The 18,611-nt window shown below is 68.7% G+C and carries 16 protein-coding genes and 2 pseudogenes; 7 read left to right on the top strand and 11 right to left on the bottom strand.

The genetic code is table 11. The features are described from left to right. The first annotated feature begins 242 nt into the window (after window positions 1-242). From AB0D53_RS36770 to AB0D53_RS36760, 3 genes and pseudogenes are all read left to right on the top strand, one after another. The gene (locus AB0D53_RS36770) at window positions 243-1,193 is read left to right on the top strand and encodes a hypothetical protein (protein ID WP_362453710.1); all 951 of its coding nucleotides are present in this window, start codon (window positions 243-245) and stop codon (window positions 1,191-1,193) included. A gap of 273 nt (window positions 1,194-1,466) precedes the next feature. After that, window positions 1,467-2,522, top strand: coding sequence for a FomB family phosphonate monophosphate kinase (locus AB0D53_RS36765; protein ID WP_362453709.1), 1,056 nt, complete (start codon window positions 1,467-1,469; stop codon window positions 2,520-2,522). Window positions 2,523-2,663: 141 nt separating this feature from the next. After that, window positions 2,664-3,770 (top strand): annotated as a pseudogene (locus AB0D53_RS36760) (cysteine protease StiP family protein); the annotation flags it as partial. Window positions 3,771-3,796: 26 nt separating this feature from the next. On the opposite strand, the gene AB0D53_RS36755 reads toward AB0D53_RS36760, so the two are convergent. After that, window positions 3,797-3,961 carry a hypothetical protein gene (locus tag AB0D53_RS36755; protein ID WP_362453708.1) on the bottom strand — a complete coding sequence of 55 codons (165 nt, stop codon included), beginning with the start codon at window positions 3,959-3,961 and terminating at the stop codon, window positions 3,797-3,799. Window positions 3,962-4,953: 992 nt separating this feature from the next. Continuing rightward, complete coding sequence (locus tag AB0D53_RS36750) at window positions 4,954-5,514, bottom strand: TetR family transcriptional regulator (RefSeq protein WP_362453707.1); 561 nt, start codon at window positions 5,512-5,514, stop codon at window positions 4,954-4,956. A 145-nt stretch (window positions 5,515-5,659) separates the two neighbouring features. On the opposite strand from AB0D53_RS36750, the gene AB0D53_RS36745 reads away from it, so the two are divergent. Beyond that, window positions 5,660-7,264, top strand: coding sequence for a carboxylesterase family protein (locus tag AB0D53_RS36745; protein WP_362453706.1), 1,605 nt, complete (start codon window positions 5,660-5,662; stop codon window positions 7,262-7,264). Between the two features lie 225 nt (window positions 7,265-7,489). Here the strand turns inward: AB0D53_RS36745 and AB0D53_RS36740 are convergent, their stop codons facing one another. From AB0D53_RS36740 to AB0D53_RS36710, 7 genes are all read right to left on the bottom strand, one after another. Continuing rightward, a complete protein-coding gene (locus AB0D53_RS36740; RefSeq protein ID WP_362453705.1) occupies window positions 7,490-7,894 on the bottom strand; it encodes a hypothetical protein in 405 nt (134 codons plus the stop codon). Window positions 7,895-7,916: 22 nt separating this feature from the next. Continuing rightward, window positions 7,917-8,135, bottom strand: coding sequence for a hypothetical protein (locus AB0D53_RS36735; RefSeq protein WP_362453704.1), 219 nt, complete (start codon window positions 8,133-8,135; stop codon window positions 7,917-7,919). A gap of 151 nt (window positions 8,136-8,286) precedes the next feature. Continuing rightward, window positions 8,287-9,075, bottom strand: a complete 789-nt coding sequence (locus tag AB0D53_RS36730) for an ABC transporter permease (protein ID WP_362453703.1) — start codon at window positions 9,073-9,075, stop codon at window positions 8,287-8,289. Further along, window positions 9,072-9,845 (bottom strand): ABC transporter permease, encoded by a 774-nt coding sequence (locus AB0D53_RS36725; RefSeq protein ID WP_362453702.1) that lies wholly within the window; start codon window positions 9,843-9,845, stop codon window positions 9,072-9,074. Before AB0D53_RS36725 ends, AB0D53_RS36730 begins: the two co-directional genes overlap by 4 nt. After that, window positions 9,842-10,795, bottom strand: a complete 954-nt coding sequence (locus tag AB0D53_RS36720) for an ABC transporter ATP-binding protein (protein ID WP_362453701.1) — start codon at window positions 10,793-10,795, stop codon at window positions 9,842-9,844. Before AB0D53_RS36720 ends, AB0D53_RS36725 begins: the two co-directional genes overlap by 4 nt. Then, entirely contained in the window at window positions 10,792-11,634 is an 843-nt protein-coding gene (locus AB0D53_RS36715; RefSeq protein ID WP_362453700.1) for a hypothetical protein, read from the bottom strand. Before AB0D53_RS36715 ends, AB0D53_RS36720 begins: the two co-directional genes overlap by 4 nt. After that, a complete protein-coding gene (locus AB0D53_RS36710; protein ID WP_362453699.1) occupies window positions 11,631-12,770 on the bottom strand; it encodes a pitrilysin family protein in 1,140 nt (379 codons plus the stop codon). The genes AB0D53_RS36715 and AB0D53_RS36710 overlap by 4 nt, the downstream gene beginning before the upstream one ends. 357 nt (window positions 12,771-13,127) lie before the next feature. On the opposite strand from AB0D53_RS36710, the gene AB0D53_RS36705 reads away from it, so the two are divergent. Together AB0D53_RS36705 and AB0D53_RS36700 are read left to right on the top strand one after the other, a co-directional pair. Beyond that, window positions 13,128-13,574 (top strand): GNAT family protein, encoded by a 447-nt coding sequence (locus AB0D53_RS36705; protein WP_362453698.1) that lies wholly within the window; start codon window positions 13,128-13,130, stop codon window positions 13,572-13,574. Further along, window positions 13,571-14,674 (top strand): hypothetical protein, encoded by a 1,104-nt coding sequence (locus tag AB0D53_RS36700; RefSeq protein ID WP_362453697.1) that lies wholly within the window; start codon window positions 13,571-13,573, stop codon window positions 14,672-14,674. Before AB0D53_RS36705 ends, AB0D53_RS36700 begins: the two co-directional genes overlap by 4 nt. A 579-nt stretch (window positions 14,675-15,253) precedes the next feature. On the opposite strand, the gene AB0D53_RS36695 is transcribed toward AB0D53_RS36700, so the two are convergent. Beyond that, window positions 15,254-16,534, bottom strand: coding sequence for a helix-turn-helix domain-containing protein (locus tag AB0D53_RS36695; protein ID WP_362453696.1), 1,281 nt, complete (start codon window positions 16,532-16,534; stop codon window positions 15,254-15,256). Between the two features lie 1,233 nt (window positions 16,535-17,767). On the opposite strand from AB0D53_RS36695, the gene AB0D53_RS36690 reads away from it, so the two are divergent. Next, window positions 17,768-18,538 carry a hypothetical protein gene (locus tag AB0D53_RS36690; RefSeq protein WP_362453695.1) on the top strand — a complete coding sequence of 257 codons (771 nt, stop codon included), beginning with the start codon at window positions 17,768-17,770 and terminating at the stop codon, window positions 18,536-18,538. Here the strand turns inward: AB0D53_RS36690 and AB0D53_RS36685 are convergent. Beyond that, window positions 18,516-18,611: pseudogene (locus tag AB0D53_RS36685) on the bottom strand (class I tRNA ligase family protein); the annotation flags it as partial. The gene AB0D53_RS36690 and the pseudogene AB0D53_RS36685 overlap by 23 nt on opposite strands.

Here is an 18,611-nt window from a genome sequence, read left to right as displayed (position 1 = left end):
GCCGGGACGGTGACGGATCGACTCGCCATCGCCCGGACAGGATTGACGACTTCCGGGTCGGTCTCGGTTTTCGAGGTGACGACCTCTCCGCCCACGCCTGTGGAATCGGTCAGTTCGTCCTGGGTGGTGACCCGACGGATGTCATTACGCCGTGGAACCGGCAGGTAAGCGGTTTTCTGGGCAGGGCGGGCATCGCTGCCGGTGCAGCAACCCAACGGCACGCTATAGGAGGGGTATTGAGCATGGATCAACCCGAAAGACTGTGTGTCGTACCGGAATGGCTGAGTCGGGAGAGGCGCAAGCGGGAAACCTACGCGGTCGATCCCTACTACCGAGACGCCTGGGACGACCTGGCCGACCTCCTCGGCACCGAACGGACCGTGGCCGATCAGCTCCATCGCGTCGCCCCAATGGTTCTGAAGCCGGACGCTGTTGCCGTCCGGGGCGGAGCGAGGCTACTGACCGCGGCGCGCGCCGCGGGCTTTGTTCCAGTTGCATGGAGAAAGCTCCGGTTCGACCGTCATATCAGTCGCGAACTGTGGCGATACCAGTTGAACGTCGCGACCCGCGAGCGCATCGAATTGATGGACATGATCATGCCGATAGGGGAGTCGCTGTACATCCTGCTCCGGGACACGACGGAATCAGAGATACCGGCCACCGCCAGACTGAGCGACATGAAGGGACCGACTCGCCCTGAGGATCGGGAGGCATACCACCTGAGGCGGATCGCGGGAGCAGCCCAAGCCTCGGCGCTCACGTACATTCATGTCGCGGACGAACCCGCCGACATTCTCAGGGAGTTGGGCGTCTTCTTCGAGAGGCCGGAGCGCAAGCGCCTCCTCGCTGCCCTCGACAGCCGTCGGGATGTCACGCAGCAGGTGCTGGCGGCCCTGACGGAAGTCGAGGCACGCACCGAAGCATCCGATCTTTCCTGGAAACCAGCGTTGGACAGACTGGACGCGCAGCTGTCCAGCCATCCGAACAGCGCGGAACTGGCCCTGCTGCTCCAACAGGTGCGATCCGGCCGGAGCAAGGACTGGCAGTCGCTTCTCGCCCTGGCGGACAGGTTTGGGATGCAGTGGTCGCGTTGGGACCGGATATCAGTGGCAGCCCAACTGGGCGCCCGGCATCTGGCGGCCGAACCAGTAATTCCTGACGTGAGCCGGTCCGCTTGGGCGGTCGACTCCTGATCTCGCAGGGGGATCGGGTAGCGGCTGTGACAGGCAGTGCAGGAAACGGACAGGGGACCAGTATGCGCAGGTCCACGGTGGTGTCGTTGTTCGCGGCGATCTCGCGGCAGTTTCCGACTGACCTCAGCCGGCCGGCGAAGGCAGCGGCATCACGACGATCGATCGGATCTACTCACCGGCTCGGCTGTTCCGCCCATCGGGCCGATCGCGGCGGTGAGGTAGCCGTGGCCGTTCACTCCGGAAGCCGTAGGAACTCTTGAAAGGCAGGAAGACATGACTTCGCAGATCTCTCCGACCTCGGTCGCACCGGACACACGTGATGACGTGCGTGACGCTCTCGGTCAGCACTACACGATCAGGTCGTCCCGGGTGATCGATCTCAACTTGTTCAAGGTTCGCGTCTCCAGCAACGTCGCGGACTTCGCCGGGTACGCCTTCTATACGCGGTTCGCCTCTCCCGAGGCGGCCTGCGCATACGAAATCGTCTTTGTGGATCTGACCCTGGACCCGATCGATCCGGCGCTGATCGAGCCCCTTGTGGACCAGGGATACCGCGCCGACCGATTTCGCGGAGGCTCCTACATCACCCACCATTTCGGTCCGCCCGCCCACCTGGTGACTCGTGGTGATCGCATCTATGTCTTCGGTCGCGAGTTGGAGCGCATCCTCTGGCCGTACTTCACCAAACGTCTGCTCACCGACTTCGCTATCGATCACGGTCTCGTGCACCTCAAAGCCGCAGCTTTCGTCCAGCCGCAGGGCGCCACCCTGCTGTTCGGCCGCCAGAAAGCCGGGAAGACCGTCTTCCTCACACAGGCCTGTGCCGCGGGTGCGCGGTTCTTGTGCAATACGCATGTGCTGACAGACGGAGAAACTGTACATGGCGTACCTTCGGCGATGCGGGTCCGGAAGGGCCCGGGCTTCGACCAGCTCATTGCTTCGGGCCAGCTGGAGAAACACCTGGAAGCATCCGAGTATCGGCTTGATCCCGATCTCGTCTTCGGTCGCGAGGCGATCGCCGAAGCCACGGTCCGCAACCTGTGTGTCATCGACTACAACCCGGACCGGCCCCCCTGCTTCGATGAAATTGAGGCGGAGCCTTTCACGGCGTTCTTGGACCTCTTCGCCTGTGCGCCCGGTGCCTACGGATTGAAGGACGACATGTTCGCCCATCTGGACAACGACTTCTACCGATACAGTGCCGCCTTCACGGAGATGAAGCGGCGCATGAGCGACCTTGTCGGGGGAGCGCGGCGCTTCTATATAAACGCGGACATGCTCGATCCCGCGGTTCGGGGCCGCACGCTGGCGCGCCTCGCGGAGCAGTGAACGAGATGTCCATCCTGAACGAGGCCCTGATTCCCGCGTACACAGCCGGTGTCGTCCTTGCAGAAAGGCCGGGCCATGGCAACTGAAGCCGAACGCAGCGCACCTCTACCGGCGGACTGTCAGGGGCGTGCTTCCGGCATCCCCCTGCGCGGCCCCGCGTTTTCCTCGTACGCCCCCGAGGATGTCGGCTGGCTGCTCAAGGACCTCTCTGGAGTGGCCCTTGAGACCACCCCCACGGAGGAGCGCGAGGAAGCCGTCCTGGGCGGCGGCGCCCGCTACCGCGAGGCGCTGCCCATCGAGTACCAGCCGGACGCGTCGTACCTGGACCTCTACCGGGCCGCGCTCGAGGATTCCGCGGTCCGTACCGCCCGTGCCATCGGTGTCGTCACCGAGACCGTGCTCAGCGAGCGGTCACCCCGCCCCGTCCTCGTTTCGCTCCTCCGCGCCGGCACCCCCGTCGGCGCGCTGATGCGCCATTGGGCGCGGCATGCGCACGGCCTCGACCTGCCGCACTACGCGCTCTCCATGATTTTCGGCCGCGGCATCGACACAACCGCCCTGCGGTGGCTGGCCGACCACCACGACCCGGCCGATGTCGTCTTCGTCGACGGCTGGACCGGTAAGGGCTCCGTCACCCGCCAACTGGCCGAGGAACTGCGCGGCACCCCCTTCGACCCTCGCCTCACGGTCCTCGCCGACCCCGGCTCGTGCGTGGAGACCTATGGCTCGCGCGACGACATCCTCATCCCCTCCGCCTGCCTCAACTCCACCGTTGCCGGGCTGATATCGCGGAGTGTTCTCCGCGCCGACCTCATCGGCCCGCACGATTTCCACGGAGCCAAGTTCTACCGTGAGCTCGCCGACGCCGACGTCTCCCGCGACTTCCTCGACACGGTCTCCGCCCGTTTCCCGGACGTCGAGGCCGATGTCGCCGCCGACGCCGAGGAGCTGGCCGCCGCCGACCGTACGCCCACATGGTGGGGGTGGGCAGCCGTCGAGCGGATCAGCGAGGAGTACGGCATCCACAACACCAGGTTCGTCAAGCCCGGCGTCAGCGAGACCATCCGCGTACTGCTGCGCCGCGTCCCGTGGCGGATCCTCGTCCGGCGCGGGGCGAGCGCCGACCTCGACCTTGTGCGGCTGCTCGCCAAGCAGCGCGACGTGCCTGTGGAGGAGGTCGACGAACTGCCGTACTCCAGCGTGGGCCTGGTCCGGGTTCGCGGCGCGAACGCGGCGTCGCACAGGTAGACCAGGACTTTGTCGTTGCCGCGGATTCACCGGCCCGAGGTCTTGTGAAAGGGCGCCAGGAGGTTGCCCACGAAGGCGTTGCGTCCGGTCCGGTCGGCCAGGCGGCTGAACAGGACCGGCTCGCCGACCGCCTCGCGCCGGTGGTTCCCCTCGCCGTGCCGCAGCGTACGCGCGACATCGTCCGCGGACACGCCCGGTACGGTCAGGAGCCGACGAGTGGATCCGGGCGACGTGGAACACCGCACTCGACGCGGCGACTCGCGGGACGCCGTGCGCAGGCGGCAGATCCGGGTGGTGGGGGCGAACCGGTGGCGTGACCCGGAGGGCGACCTGCCGGCGGATTTCGAGGGCAACGGGACGTGCACGCCGCGCTGGGCCGGCCACAGGACGCCGGAGAGTTCATCACGGTCCTCCAGCCCGAGCACTGCACGTCGCTGGACTGCTTGGAGCAGGCTCCGGCGGAGGGCGCAACATGCGGGGTGGCGATCGTCACACCAACTGCCGCATCCGGTCAGCAGGTTGGAAATGGCTCCTTGCGTCACCGGCCGGGTACGGTGCAGCGCGTGGAAGGTGCTGAGCGCAAGCCTCTCGTACTGGAGGTACTTGGGCTGGTGCCCGGTGCGGCGCGTGGGGCTCCTCCCACGCCCTTGAGGCAGTGGGGGCCTCGGAGAGTATCCGAACGGGAATCAGCGGTAGCCGCTGACGTGGCACGGCGTCACCGAGCGGGTTCGGTCTCCGTACGCGGGCCGGGGACTTCACCGGTCTGGAGGGCGGCGAAGTCGGCGTGCGCCGCCTCTACAGCTTCGGGTTACGCGTCGCGCTTGGCGTGCTCGGCGAGCGCCCGGTAGACGCTGCCCACCGAGGGGTTGTGTCCCTGAATCCTCGCACAACGCAAGTCTCAGAAGGGGGTCCGGCCTGCTTTTGCGTGAGAACGGGTTCCGAGAACCGATCGAAGATCGACAGAAGTTCGGCGGACCGCTCTTGATCTTGCTCGGACAAAGGGTCGTTCATGAGAACTCGCCCAAGACTGACCAATGTTGTCTGACAGCTCTAGGTCGACAGCATGCAGCCCGCTTCTGTGAGGGCCTGGATCTGCCGGTCGAGCAACTGTCCACCCATCGTGGACACGGGTCGAGCGGACGGCGCCGTGGCGGCCGTGTGCCTTCGGTCCGGGGACCGAGCCTCACGCCTCCTCGGGCAGGTAGGTGGCCAGCGCCCGCAGACCCGCCAGCACCTCGTCGGCGGTGGGCGCGGACTCGGGGTCGGTGAGATGCTGCATCATCAGGCCGCTGACGAGGGCGAGCTGCACCGAGCCGACGGTGCGGATCGTCGCTTCGGAGAGCTCGGTCTCGGCGGTCCCGGTGACCTCTCGCGCCATGCCGCTGCGTCCCTGCCGCAGCCCGGCGGCCACCTGCTCACGCAGCTCCGGATCGCGCTGCGCGCGCAGGACGGTCTCCAGATTGGCGATCCAGAAGGTCTTGTTGACCGAGAACGCCTCGATCAGGCGACGCCATAGCGCGCCGAGGTCGCTATCGCCCGCCGACGGCCCGAAGGCCTGGTCTCCCGAGTCGAGCGCCTCGAAGAGCGCCTGGTTGAGCAGCGCCTCCTTCGAGCCGAAGTGATAGCCGATCGCCGCCATACTCACGCCCGCCGTGGAGGCGAGGTCGCGGACCGTCGTGCGCTCGTAGCCCTTCGTGAAGAGGCACTGTCTGGCGGCCTCCAGCAGCTTCTCCCGGTTTCCCATGACGCGGACCCTAGCAACAATCTGCACGTTTGCGCCAGGCGAACGCCTTAGGCAGGCAAACGCCTTAGGCAAACGTCTTGCGCATCTGCCTAAATCCTGGCTACCGTTCCGAGCATCGAAGATCACGCCGATTCCGGGAGCCCAGATGAGCACCACGAAGTCCCGCGTCGCTGTCCTTGCCACGGTGACCGTCTCCGCAACGCTCGCCGCCACGGTGATCACGGCAGGCCTCGCCTCCGCGCGCCCCAGCGCCCAAGTCCTCCCCACCCGGGTGATGACCGCCGAGGGCCCGGTCCAGGGCGTGGCCGCTGGTGCAGTGCGCACGTTCCAGGGCATCCCCTACGCGGCCCCGCCGACCGGAGAACGCAGGTGGAAGGAGCCGCAGCCGGTGCGCCCTTGGTCATCGCCGCTGGACGCCCGCGCCCCGAAGAGCGCCTGCGCGCAGCCGACCGACCAGCCCATCTCGATCGAGGACGGCGGCAGCGAGGACTGCCTCTACCTGAACGTCACGACTCCGGACCGGCGGACGACGGGACGACTGCCGGCCATCGTCTGGATTCACGGCGGCAGCTTCACCTACGGCGACGGCGCCACCTACCGCGCGGCCAAGCTGGCCGCCGCGCAGCAGGGTGCGGTGGTCGTGACGATCAACTACCGGCTTGGCGCGTTCGGCTTCCTCACCGCGCCCGGCCTGCGCGCACCGGCCAACCTCGGCCTCCTTGACCAGCAGGCCGCGCTGAAATGGATCAACCGCAACGCCGGTGCCTTCGGCGGCGACCCCCGCAATGTCACAATCATGGGCCAGTCGGGCGGCGGCTACAGCGGCTGCGCCCAGCTGGTCTCACCCGGAGCCCGCGGACTCTTCAGCAAGGCGATCGTGCAGAGTGCGGGCTGCGTCGGACCGGACGGCTCGTTCACCCGCACGCAGGCGGAGACCAACGGCCTCGCCGTCGCCAAAGCCGCGGGCTGCGACGATCCGCGCACCGTCGACTCCTGCCTGCGGCGCAGGTCCACCGCCGAGCTCATCAAGGCGTCCGCCTCCGGACACGACGGCTACCGGCCCGTGGTGGACGGCAAGGTGCTGCCCGAGGCCCCGTCACGGGCGATCGCCGCCGGGCGGTTCGCCCGAGTTCCGGTGCTGCACGGCTCCACTCACGACGAGATGAGTGGGCTGGCCGGGCTCGACGAAATCATGACAGGGAGGCCACTGACCGCCGAGGGGTACGCCAAGAAGGTCACCGAGCAGTTCGGAAAGGACGCTCCCGCGATCCTGGCCGAGTACCCAGTCGCGAACTACCCGGCGCCAGGGGCGGCGCTGTCGGCGGCGCTGACCGACTCGGAGTGGTCGACCGCGGCGCTAGACACCCAGCGCGCGCTGGCCCGCTACACCCCCGTCTACGCCTATGACTTCGCCGAGGTCAAGGCCCCGTACTTCAAGAGCGTGCCGCGGCCGGCGAGCTTCTCGCTCGGTACCGGCCACATGATCGACCTGGCCTATCTGTTCGACAACGACCTGTTCGAGCCGCTCGACGCCGCGCAAGCCGGGCTGTCGGACACGGTGATCGCCTATTGGAGCCGGTTCGCGAGCACTGGGCAGGTGAACGGGCATGGCATGCCCATATGGAAGCGGTTCACGACCCGCGGCCCGTACGTGCAACGGCTCGCGTCCGGCCGCATCGGGTACACCGACTTCGAGGCCGACCACCACTATGCCTTCTGGAAGGCGCTCGCCCCCCTCACGGTGAGGTGAAGGGCTCCTCACGGAGTACGCGACGGCCGAAACGCCGCCGTTGTGGCTGGTGACACGGTTCTTACCGGCACCCCAAGAGGCCCGTGAGTTCAAGGGAACTGAAGGTTTCTCGGCGGGGACACGAGGGTCGGGGTCCTGATTCCTGGGTGCGACCCCTTCGGTTCGTGGTGAACCCGCGTGTGTGACCTTGCTGATGTGGGGGTGTGAGTGTCGTCCGGACTTGGTTCACGCTTCGTCGCGGTGGGTGAGGTGACCGCCGGTGAGCCGCCAGTAGTGCTGGTGGGGAGTGAGTTGCCAGGTCTCGTCGGCAGCGATCGCCTGCGTGATCCATTCGCGGAGTTGCGGGAGGGCATGCGCTCGTAGAACAGCGCGGGTGGCGACACGTTCAGTGGCATCGACGGGGTGGACATCGATGCGGAGACCGACCGCGTCCGGGTGGATGCCGCGGCCGTAGTTGAAGGGTTCTGGAGCAACCCATTCGACTCCCAGGACGATCGTCCCGCTCTCATGCCCGGTGAGGAACCCCAGGTCCGTGACGCGGGTCATGTAAGGGCCAAGACACTCGTTGATGTCGGTGGTGGTCAGCGGCCAGGCACGGTGCCGGGGCAGTCTTCGATTTCGCGCGGACATGCAGACAAGGATGGCAGGGAATTCAGTGGCCATCCTCATGGGCGACCGTTCCGTCCGCCAGCCCCGCGGAGGCCCGCGCGAGTACGAACCCGGACAGCACGTCGGTGTCGAACCGCTCCAGCTCCTCCACTGACGCCGGCACCCAGTGGCCACGCAGGTCCCGTACGACCACCAGCGCTGCCAACCCGAGCCGGATCAGGTCGTGGCCGCGGACCTCGCCCAGGGGCAGGGACCCGGCCACGCGGACGCCATACTCGCCGATCGGCAGGTACGTTCCGATGAACGCCCGTTCAGCATCAGCGAGTTGTACGCGCGTCACGCAAGAAGATCTACTGGACCAGGCCCCGCAGCGAAGGCGAATCCCGCAACTTGATCACGACTGGACACGCACCCTAGAAGTGGTCGGTCCGACCAGTACGTCTGCTGCGGTTCAGGAACATCGTGAACATCACGTCCGCCGCGACAAGCCAGCCGACGCCCAGCGCGGCGGCCGCGCCGGCGGCGGCCAGGGCGGCGGTTCCGTCGTCGGCCAGAACCGCGCGCACCGCCCGCAGGGTCCACGTGGGCGGTAGCGCGAGCGCGACGACGCGCACGACCGCCGGCCAGCGTTCCACCGGGATCTGCACGCCGCAGATGATCATCATGGTGAGCGACACTCCGTTCGCCACCAGGTTGCGGGCCCCATTCGCGTTGAGTACGAGGGCCGCGAGCAGCAGGCCGAAGCAGTAGGTGGACAGCGAGGTCAGCACGATGAGGCCGACCAGCGCGGGGACCTGGCCCGGCCGCCAGGCCACGCCGAACAGCGGGGCGACGGTGAACATCGATACGACCGTGGTCGCGCTGGCGCTGGCCGGCCACTGGAGGCTGCGCCCGAAGAACACCCAGACCGGGCGGCTCGGCACTGCGGCGAGGAACTCCAGCGTGCCGGCGGCGCGCTCCCAAGTCGTGGACGAGATCACAGCCATGCACTCGATCACACTGCTCATGAGGCAGCTGCCGACCGCGAGGTACGCGGTATGGGACAGGCTGCCGGCGGAGCGCCCCAGGAGAGCGAAGAAGACGGCCTGCGCCAGCATCCGGCCCAGCCAGCCGAACAACCAGATGCGCCAGGTATAGATGGCACGCATGTCGGCCGCAGCGTTGGCCGCGCTGTAGGTGATCACCCGCAACGTGCGGCTCATGTCAGCACCACGGTGCCCTCCCGGCATGCTCGGTCGATCATCCGGCGCATCAGGACCGTTCCGATGAGGAAACCCGCGGCACCGAGCACCACGATCGCCAGCAGCCGCAACGGGGCGGCGGTGACGGCAGCCGGGGCGAGACTGGCCCGCATGAGGTCCGCGGACCAGGTCAGGAAGATCAAGTCCGTCACGGTCCGCAGCCACCAGGGGAACATGGTCAGGGGTACCGCCAGGCCGCCGAGCAGGTAGAGCGGATAGCTCAGGGTGTTCTGCAGGACCCGGGCGGAAGGCAACAGCACGTAGAGCGGCGAGAGCAGGGTGGTCGTGCCTGCGGCGGCCAAGCCGCTGGTGACCAGGCAACAGATCAGCACCACCGGGTGCGGCACCGGCATCCAGCCGGTGCCGCCCAGCAGGCTGACCGCGGTCCAGGCCTCGGCGAACGCGACCAGCCCTATGAGCGAGACCGAGCACATCCGCCCGAACAGCGTGACGGCCAGCGGCGCCGGGGCGCCGAGCTGCGCCTCCAACGTGCCGATGAGCCGGTCCTCGGTGATCGCGTTGCCGGCCACCGACAGGGCGAGCATCCACACTGCGATCAGCGTGGGCGCGACCACGGCGTTGCCGATCTGCGTCTGGTGCCCGGTCCATCGGTCCACGGTGACGATGAACGTGGTCAACAGCGGGGTGGTGACGCAGACCAGATAGGAATCGGGGGTGGCGGCGGACAGCCGGAGCTGGAGGGTGACCGCCGCCCAGAACTGCCGCGTCACCGGACCGCCATCCCACGGTCCTCTATGAGGCTGAGATACACGTCGGCCAGCGTCGGACCGGGGGTGCTCAGCTGGCTCACGCCGGCCTCCAGCAGGAAGGCCAGCACCGCTCGGGTCGTTGTCTCGCTGTCGGTCAGCACCCGGATCGAGTCGTCCGCCGCCTGTTCGACAGCGCGCACGCCGGAGACTCCGCGGAGGCCGGCCACGGTGTCGGGGGGCACCTGCCGCGCTTCGACGGCGTCGACACGGGCGACGAGATTCCGTATTCCGATGGTGTTCTCGGTAGCGATCACCCGGCCGTGATCGATGAAGGTGACCCGGTCGCACAGGGCCTCCGCCTCGGTCATGTCGTGCGTGGCCAGGATGATGGTGTGGCCGCTGCCGCGCAGGTCGGTGACCAGGGCACGGAAGTCGCGGGCGGAGATCGGGTCCAGGCCGGCGGTGGGTTCGTCGAAGATGAGCAGCGGCGGATCGGCGACCAGCCCGCGCGCGATGTGCAGCCGCTGCTTCATGCCCCGGGACATCGTGTCGACGCGATCGTTCGCCCGGCCCGCCAGTCCCGTGCGCTCCAGCAGCTCGTCGACGCGCGCCCGCAGGGCGGAGCCGTGCAGCCCGTACAGCGCCGCCCAGAAACGCAGGTTCTGCTTGCAGGTGAGCCGCCCGTACAGCCCACGCTCGCCGCCGAACACCACACCGACGATCCGCCGGACCTCGTTGGGCGCGATGTCCACGTCGTGTCCGAACACTCGCGCGGTGCCGGAGGTCGGGCACAGCACCGTGGACAGGATGCGGCACAGCGTCGTCTTGCCGGCGCCGTTGGGCCCGAGCAGCCCGTGCACCTCGCCCTCGTCGATCCTCAGGTCGACGTGGTCCAGGGCGACGAACGGCGTTGCATCCGAACGCTTGCCCGGATACGACCGGGTCAGTGCTTCCGTGACGACGGCGCTCATGACACGGTCACCCCGCACTGGCGGTACCAGAGCGTGTGATCGGGGTTCCATCCCTGAGTGATCAGCTTCGCGACGATGCGGTCGCCGTGCCCGCTCCCGCCATCAGTGACGGAATGTACGACATTGCCGATCAGCGGAGCCCCGGCCTTGGTGGCCTGCCGGATACACGCACGGGTGAGCGCGTCGGTGGCCGCGCGCCGAACCTCGTCGTCGGCCTCGACGAGCACGTCGAACAGTTCGACGTACGCCTCACCAGTGACCTCGTCCCGCTCCGCGCAGAGCAGGGTCGCGTGGCCGATGGCGGTCGTGCCGCGTTCGGCCACGAAACTCTTTCGCCCGGGGAGGGCCAGCAGTCCGGCCGCGATCTCCGCGGTGTCGCCGAGGGTTCCGGCCGGTCCGTGGGCGGCCCCGTTGACCAGCGCTTGGCCGACCCAGCGCCGCAGGGCGGCCTCGTCCTCCGGCTCCGCCCGTCGCACCGTCATCACGGACGGTGTGGCCGGTGCGGCCGGTGCGGCCGACGTGGCCGGTGTGTCCGCGGCCGGTCCGCCGGCGTGGCGGAGGTAGCTGGTGTGGCGGATCCACGGCCGCGGCGGGGCCCCGTCGGTGTGGTGCAGGCGCACGAGAATGGCGTCCGGCGCGTCGACGAGGTCGGCGGCGATCCTTGGCAGCGCTGCCCACCAGTCCGCGTTCGTGGCCAGGGCAGCCGGGCAGTAGGTGACCAGCAGGCGGCGCTCGCCGCTCACTGGGTCGGTCTGCTCGTCGGCCACGAACCGACTGCCTTCGAAATCTCGCAGCACGTCGGCCTGACCGGCCATCTCCAGGTAGTCCGTCACCGTCATCGCGTGGGCTCCGGACGTACAGTCACCACGAGATCCCGCAGTATGTGCTGAGCGGCCCGGGCGACGTCGTCCGCGGTGACAGCGCGGAGCTGCGCCATGTCCACGTCGGCGGAGAACGGCGCACCGGCCACCGCGCCGGCGGCGAGCCGACGGGCGTGTTCGAGTGGGTCCTCGGTGTCGAACACAAGCGCGCTGCACACCTGTCGATGGGCCGCGTCGAGGTCCTCGTCGGACGGACCGCGCTCCGCCAAGTCGCGCAGTATGGCGGTGACCACCTGCACGACGTCCGGGCCGCGATCGGGGTCCGTGCCGATCAGCACCCGCCAGGCACCGGCCTCCGCGTAGCCGCGGTGCCAGGAATGGAATGAGTAGGCCAGACCATGCTCGTTGCGCAGCGCGCGGTACAGCGGAGAGAACGGACTCGCACCGCACAGTGCCGCCAGGATCTCGAAGCGGCTGCGCTCCGGCGTGCCTGCCGCAGCCGATCGGCCGCCGATGCTGACCCAGGAGTACTCCTCGGGCCAGCAGATCTCCTGGTGTCGCACCGCGCCGAGCGGGACGAGCGGCCGTGCGACCGGCAGACCGGCCGCGAGCGCGGACCGGGCCTGGTCGATGTCGGGCGCCTTCGGCCCGACGACCGAGAGAGCCAGCCGGCGGCCGCCGAACATCAGGGCGTGGTGGTCTCGTACGACCTGTGGGTCGATGCTGCGCACACTGTCCGGCGTGCCGCCGACCGGGCGGCCGAGTGGATGGTCGGGAAAGAGCGCGGCCAGGAATGCGTCCTGCACCGTGTCCGCGGGATCGGCCGCGGCGGCGTCCAGTTCACGCAGTACCACCGCGCGTTCGGCTGCCAGGATGTTGTCGTCGTATTCGGGCGTGGTCGTGGCGCGGATCAGCAGATCGACGACCTCGGCGAGATCCTCCGCGAGCACCTGGCACTGGAACAGCATCCGGTCCAGCCCGGTCTCCGCGTTCGCCCGGCCGCCGGTGCGTTCCACGCACTCGGCCAGCGAGGGTTGGTCCCGGACCGGAGAAGCCATCAACAGATGTTCGAGCAGATGAGCGACGCCGGACGCTGCTCCGGGATCGTCGCGTGAGCCCATGTCCACGGCCAGGCAGATACTGGCGGTGCGCATATCGCTCCGAATAACCGAATCAATCGCTTTCTGTACGAGCACGGCATTCTCCTGGACCAGTTTTCCGTAATAGTGGGCGCCACCGAAAAGCGGTGGCGCCCACCCGTGCGACCTAGCCGGTCAGTGCTTCTTGATCTTGCTGATCTTGTCGAGACGCGGGCGCAGGGCTGAGACGTGCTTGCGCATGGGGTCACTCCTTTCAAGTCCGCGGCCAACGCACGTACGGCTTGTACGTATTCGGTCGCTGGCTGCCGACTTCGACAAGTCTGGCGTGGCGACCTCGCCGCGAGCCAGACGTTGTCCGTTGTCTGCTCAGCAGGAAACCCGGCAACGGCTGGTCAAGTAATAGGGGACGACATGGCGTCGGAAATCCGGAAAGCGGAGAATCCCGAATGTGTACTGCCGTCGGGGGGAATGCCGTTGGGTGCGGAATGTGGAATGACCGCGCCCCGCGACGGACGTTCCAGCCCTGATGTCCGGTTCGAACGGAACCGGGTGAGCCCGCCGGCACGCGGTCGCGGTGTCGCAACGGCAGCCTGTCGCACGCTGTCCCGATGGGCGCCGACGGCCACCCGATCGTGGGTGGTCCTGGTCGCTGCGACCGAGAATGTCGCCTCGCAACGGGTGGCGGAACAGTGCGGCTTCGTCTCCGAAGGCACCGCGCGGTCGGGCGGGATCCTGTTCGCGGGCCGCACCGACTCCGGGTGCACTCCCTGTCGCGCGCACCTGCCGGCGTTTCCTGCCGAGCAGACAACGGACAACAGCTGGCCCGCACCGAACTGGCGGTGGAAGGTGATCGGATGAGTACTGAAACCGTGACGATCCCACACGCCACCGCACCCGAGGTCACGCTGGACCTGCTGTTCGGCCTGCTGGACTGCGATCCGGGCGACGGCCTCGCCAAGCTGATGCACAACGCGCGGGTGGCGCACTACACGCTGCCCGCGCTGGTGCTCTCGGTGCTGGAGAACGAGGGCGTCGACCTGGGTATCACCGCCGGCGCCGAGCTGCGCCGGGCCCGGCACCGCGCCGCCAGATATGCCGGTGTGCTCGCCGACCTGCCCGACGGCGGCGAGGTCGTCCCGCTGAAGGGACCCTCGCTGGCGCAGCTGTACCCGCCGGGAGTGCTGCGCTCGCAGGGCGATGTCGATCTGCTCGCGCGGGACGAGAGCCGGCTGTGGCAGACGGTCGCCCGGTTGGCCACGGACGAGTCGAGCCAGATCTGGGTGACTGTGATGGGCGCGGAGCCGGCGTGGAACGTGCTGGTCACCATGGTCTGGCAAGCCGACGAGCCGATCGTGGATCACGAGTACCGGGTCGAGCTGACCACCGCCGCGCTGCTCGGCGACTTCGAGAGGGTGGGGGTGCGGACGACCCTGCCGACCGATCCCGTCCTGGCAGCGCTGGTGTGCCTCACCGAGGAGGGGCTCCAGCGTCCGTTCCACCCCAGAGACGCCCTCGACCTGTACGTGCTGCAGCCGCGGTTGCCGGCCGCCGCGGACATCGCCGCGCTCGTCGAGGAGTTCCACCTGGCGCCCGAGCTGCTCGGACTCGGTCGGTACACCTCCCGCGTGCTGCCGCAGTGCGACGTCGCCGAGCTGATGCGTGTGCTGGCCGAGCCCGCTCGGCGTGAACTCGACCGCCGGGAGAACCTGCCGACCGCCGTCGCTCCGGTCGAGCTTCGCGACGTGGTCCGGTGTGGAAAGCCGGCGCAAGGCCTGCTGCTGCGGCGCCGGACCCGCACCGACCTGGCCACGGCCCGCACGCACTGGAGCGGTGGCCAGGCGGTGCTGCACACGCCCGTGGGCGACTACCTGTTGGTGGCGGGCAAGCTGGTGGCCGAAGAGGACTTCGAGTCGGCCCTCGCAGTGCTGCGCACGTGTGACGAGAGTGCGGCGTGCTGACCGGGCCCGGACCGCTGCCGGTCGCCTCCGGCGGCTCTGGTGATGCGACCTCCGCGTGGGCGCCGGCCAGGTCGCGCGGCTACCAGGCGCCCGTGTCAGCCGCGCCCCCTGTGTGAGGGCGTGATCCTCGACCCACGTCCCGGCCCACGGGGCGTGGGTGACCTCGATCATGTGGACCGTACGCCCGGAGTGCGCGCCGCCGGCCAACTCGAACCGGTCGACGCGGGCGGCGACATCGTCGCCCGGGATGACCCACCCGGTCCGGTCGGCCCGGCGCTCGACCCGCTGCTGCTCTGCGCGGCGGAGATCTACGGCATTCCGGGCACGGTGACATGGGTGGCCAAGGACCGCGCGCCCGGAGAGGGGCGCTGCCGGCACTGCCCGGTGCCATCGGCGAACGCGGCATCCGGGCAGCTTCCCGAGCGAGTTCAACGGGTTCAGCGGCCCCGTCCACCTGGACCGGTCAGGCGATGACTGCTGGTTCTGGAATGTCAGGGCGGCGTCGCCGAGGACCTCGTCCTCGTTGCGCAGAGGCGGTTGCGGCGCACGGGAGTCCGGCAGGCGGCGCACCTGGACGTGTCAGCTGTCGGGCGCCGGCCGGAGCGGTCGGGTCTCGTTCAGCTCGGCGGAGAAGGCCGCGGTGAGCTGGTCGAGACGATAGGCGCCGGGCGCGACCTGGTGCAGCAGATGAATCTCCGCCAGAGCGTCCAGCAGCGCGTGGGCTTCGTCCACCCCGGTGCCGAGCAGGTCGGCTGCGGTCGCCGGTGAGACGGTCTCACCGGCGGTGACCGCCAGGCGTTGCAACGCATTCGCCGCAGCAGGCGCCAACTTGCGGTAGGACCACGACAGAACGGTCCGCAATGTGGTCGCCTCATCCGACCCGTCGCCGAGGCCGCCGAATGGCGACTGATGCCACCCGTTGATGTTCTCGGCGGCGACACGCAGGGCCAGCGGGACATAACCACAGGATTGCGCGATGTCCGGCGCGGCTGATCGGTCGAACCACGGTCTGGCAACGGCTTCGAGCAGCCGTAATGCCTCGTCCTTGGTCATCGGTGGCACCGTGACCCGCTCCGCGCCGTCCCGTACGACCAGCCCGGACAGCCGGTCCCGGCTCGTCACCAGCACGTGGCACCCACCGGCCGCCGGCAGCAGTGGCCTGACCTGTCCGGGGTCGGCCGCATTGTCCAGCATGATCAGCGCGCGCTTGCCGGTCATCAGGCTGCGGTACCGGGCCGCGAGGTGTTCGGCAGGCACCTCCGCGTCCACCTGTCCGCCGAGGGACGTCATGAAGTGGCGCAGGACATCGGCCGTGTCGGCCGGAGCGCCGGGGCCGAAGCCGCCCAGATCGGCGAACAGGACGCCGTCGGGGAACTGGCGCGCCACACCGTGGGCCCAGTTCAGCGCTGTGCTGGTCTTGCCGATTCCCGCCTGCCCGTCGACAACGACGACGGTGCACTCCGCCGAGTCGCGACGCGCACCCGGCAGGTGAAGAGTGCGGTCCAATGCGGACATGGTCGCTGCCCGCCCGACCAGGCCGGGTACCGCCCTGGGCAACTGGTTGAGCGACGGGCCGCGGCGGCCGGACCTGCCGGCGTCGACGAGACCACTCAGCCGGCCATCGGTGCGCAGTACCTCGTCACACCGCCGGGCGAGCATGTCGGTCGGCGCCTTGGCGTCGGTCTCCACTCTGCTGAGATGGCTCTTGCTGTAGTTGACCAGTTGGGCCAGCTGTCCGAGTGAGAGCCCCCGGTCGCGTCGTGCGGCTCTCAAGGCGGACCCGAACGACCGCGTGGGGGTCGTGTTGATCGCTATGCGCGACTGCTCCGGTTCTGTCCGGTCAGCTGGTCGACTGGTCATGAATGTGCTCCTCGTGGTGAACAAGGCTCCGAAGGGGACCGGTCCGAAGAAGTTCGAGCCGCTCCATCACTGTGGTTGTCGCCCTGTTCGGGGAAGGCGTCGGGAATGGGTGGGTGTCTGGATTCCCGTGATGCGTGTCCTGCGGACACGTGGCGTGGAACAGCGTGACGACCGAGCAGGCGTCGTCGCCGGTGTTCTTGGGGCTGACCATGAGGTCGCCCTCGGCCATGCCGTGGGAGGCGTTGAAGTCGGGGCCCGTTGACTTGCAGGGGCCCGTGGTGATCTTTCCGTTACCGCTGCCCTGCGCGGTGGCTGGTCCGCCGCCGCTGATCGTGGCGTTCTCGTCGGATGCGCCGGGGCCCCGGCCGAGAAGGAGGACGCGTGCGAGGACACGGGGGAGGCCGGGGAGTCGTTCGCGTTCGCGGCGGATTCCTCGTTCCCCTGGCAGGCGGTGAGCGAGAAACCGTCGCGAGGGTCAGGGCGGCAACGGTGATCCTCTGAACGCGCATTGTTTCTTCCTCTGCGGTCAGTACCGTGTGCTCGCTGCGAGCGAGCGTTACTGATCATCGAGAGCCCCTCGGCCCGTGGGACGTTCCACCCGCCCGCCTCCTCATACATGCCTGTTACAGGAATGCGGGGGCACGGGTGGCCCCGTTTCCTGGGCACGCACCGCCCGAGTCCGGCTGCGCACCCCGGCCTTGCGCTGCCGTCCGGCCCGGGAAATGGGCCCCGAGCGTCATGTGGGGTGCCGCGCTGCTCTTGGACCGCCGGTTTCCGCGATCCTCACCGTGAACCTCCACGGCCGCCGACAGCTGGGACGGATCTGTGACCGTCCGGCCATTGAACTCATGGGCCACCGCGGACTCACCAGATGGGACGAGGGTGAGGGCTGCCTCCTGCGTGAGTCTTTTCAGGCCTTCGGGAGCCGGGATTCGTTGCCGGGGCGGCCACGGGTACCCCTTCCGGACGGTGCGCGGGGGACGGTTCTCTGTCGCACACCGTAGGAAGGGGCAGGTCAGGGGCGTACGTGGTGGGACACCGTAGTCCTTCGGCCGGGTGTGCGCGGGACCACCACCCCGGGGTCACCCGGTCGACGGGACCGGGCAGTTCGTGACCGGGGTGTGGCAGGCCACACCCCAAGTGGGCGGCGGACCGCAGTGACCGGGTGGGCGGTGGCGCGAAATGGTCATCCGCATGACAACAACACCGACATCACGACCCTTTGCTCCACGGGTGCAGTCCCAGCCCGCCGGTGCCTCCCATATCTCCTGGCGCGTGTGCGCGGGGCTCGTCGCTCTTGCCGTGCTCCTCGTCCCTGCCTTCGTCATCGCCCCGCGCCCCCTGGCAGCGAGCATCTCGGGCGGCGGCTTCGACGATCGGGGTGAACTCGTCGACAGCTTCTCCGAGTCGTTCGTCGCCTACTGGAGGTCCGGCGAGCGGAACTTCTCCCCGGACCTGGAGAGGATTGCCGACTACTGGAGCCACTACCACGTGGTCAAGGCCGTGATCGCTGCGCTCCTGCTGATCGTGTTCATCGCGCTCGGCGTCCTTCTCTGGAAGGCCTTCCTGCAGGCCGGCGGTCTCGGGGCGGGGAGCAGGGCCGCTCTCGCGTCGGCCGGGGCGGTCGTCACGGCGCTCGCGCTGTTCGCACTGGCGGCGGTGATGGCCAATGTCCAGGGCGCGACGGCGCCCTTCTCCTCGCTGCTGCCGATGCTGCCGATCCACGCTTCCCACGGAGAACTCGCCGATACGCTCCATCAAGTCGGGCAGGGCCTGGCCGACTACCCGGACGGCACCGGGGACCGGACTCCGCCCGCTCTCGAAGCGATGGTCGGTGACTTCGCCCGGTACCACGCGGTGATTGCCGTGGCCGGTACGGTTGTCGCGGTCGTCCTGGCCGGGATGTGCGTGGCGTCGTGGCGGAGGTCGGCGAGGACCGGGGTGTCCGACGGGCGAACGAGGCGCGTGTTCAGGTCGTTCGGTCCAGGTCCGTGGAACCGCTGATCGCCGAGCGCGGGTTGATCAGGTCGGTCGGGTCCAGGACTCGGGTGCAGTTCTCGCACTGGTCGCCGCGGGC

The organism is Streptomyces sp. NPDC048295 (assembly GCF_040652135.1).
Classification (GTDB): Bacteria; Actinomycetota; Actinomycetes; order Streptomycetales; family Streptomycetaceae; genus Streptomyces.
This window is presented reverse-complemented; position numbering and strand designations above follow the sequence as displayed.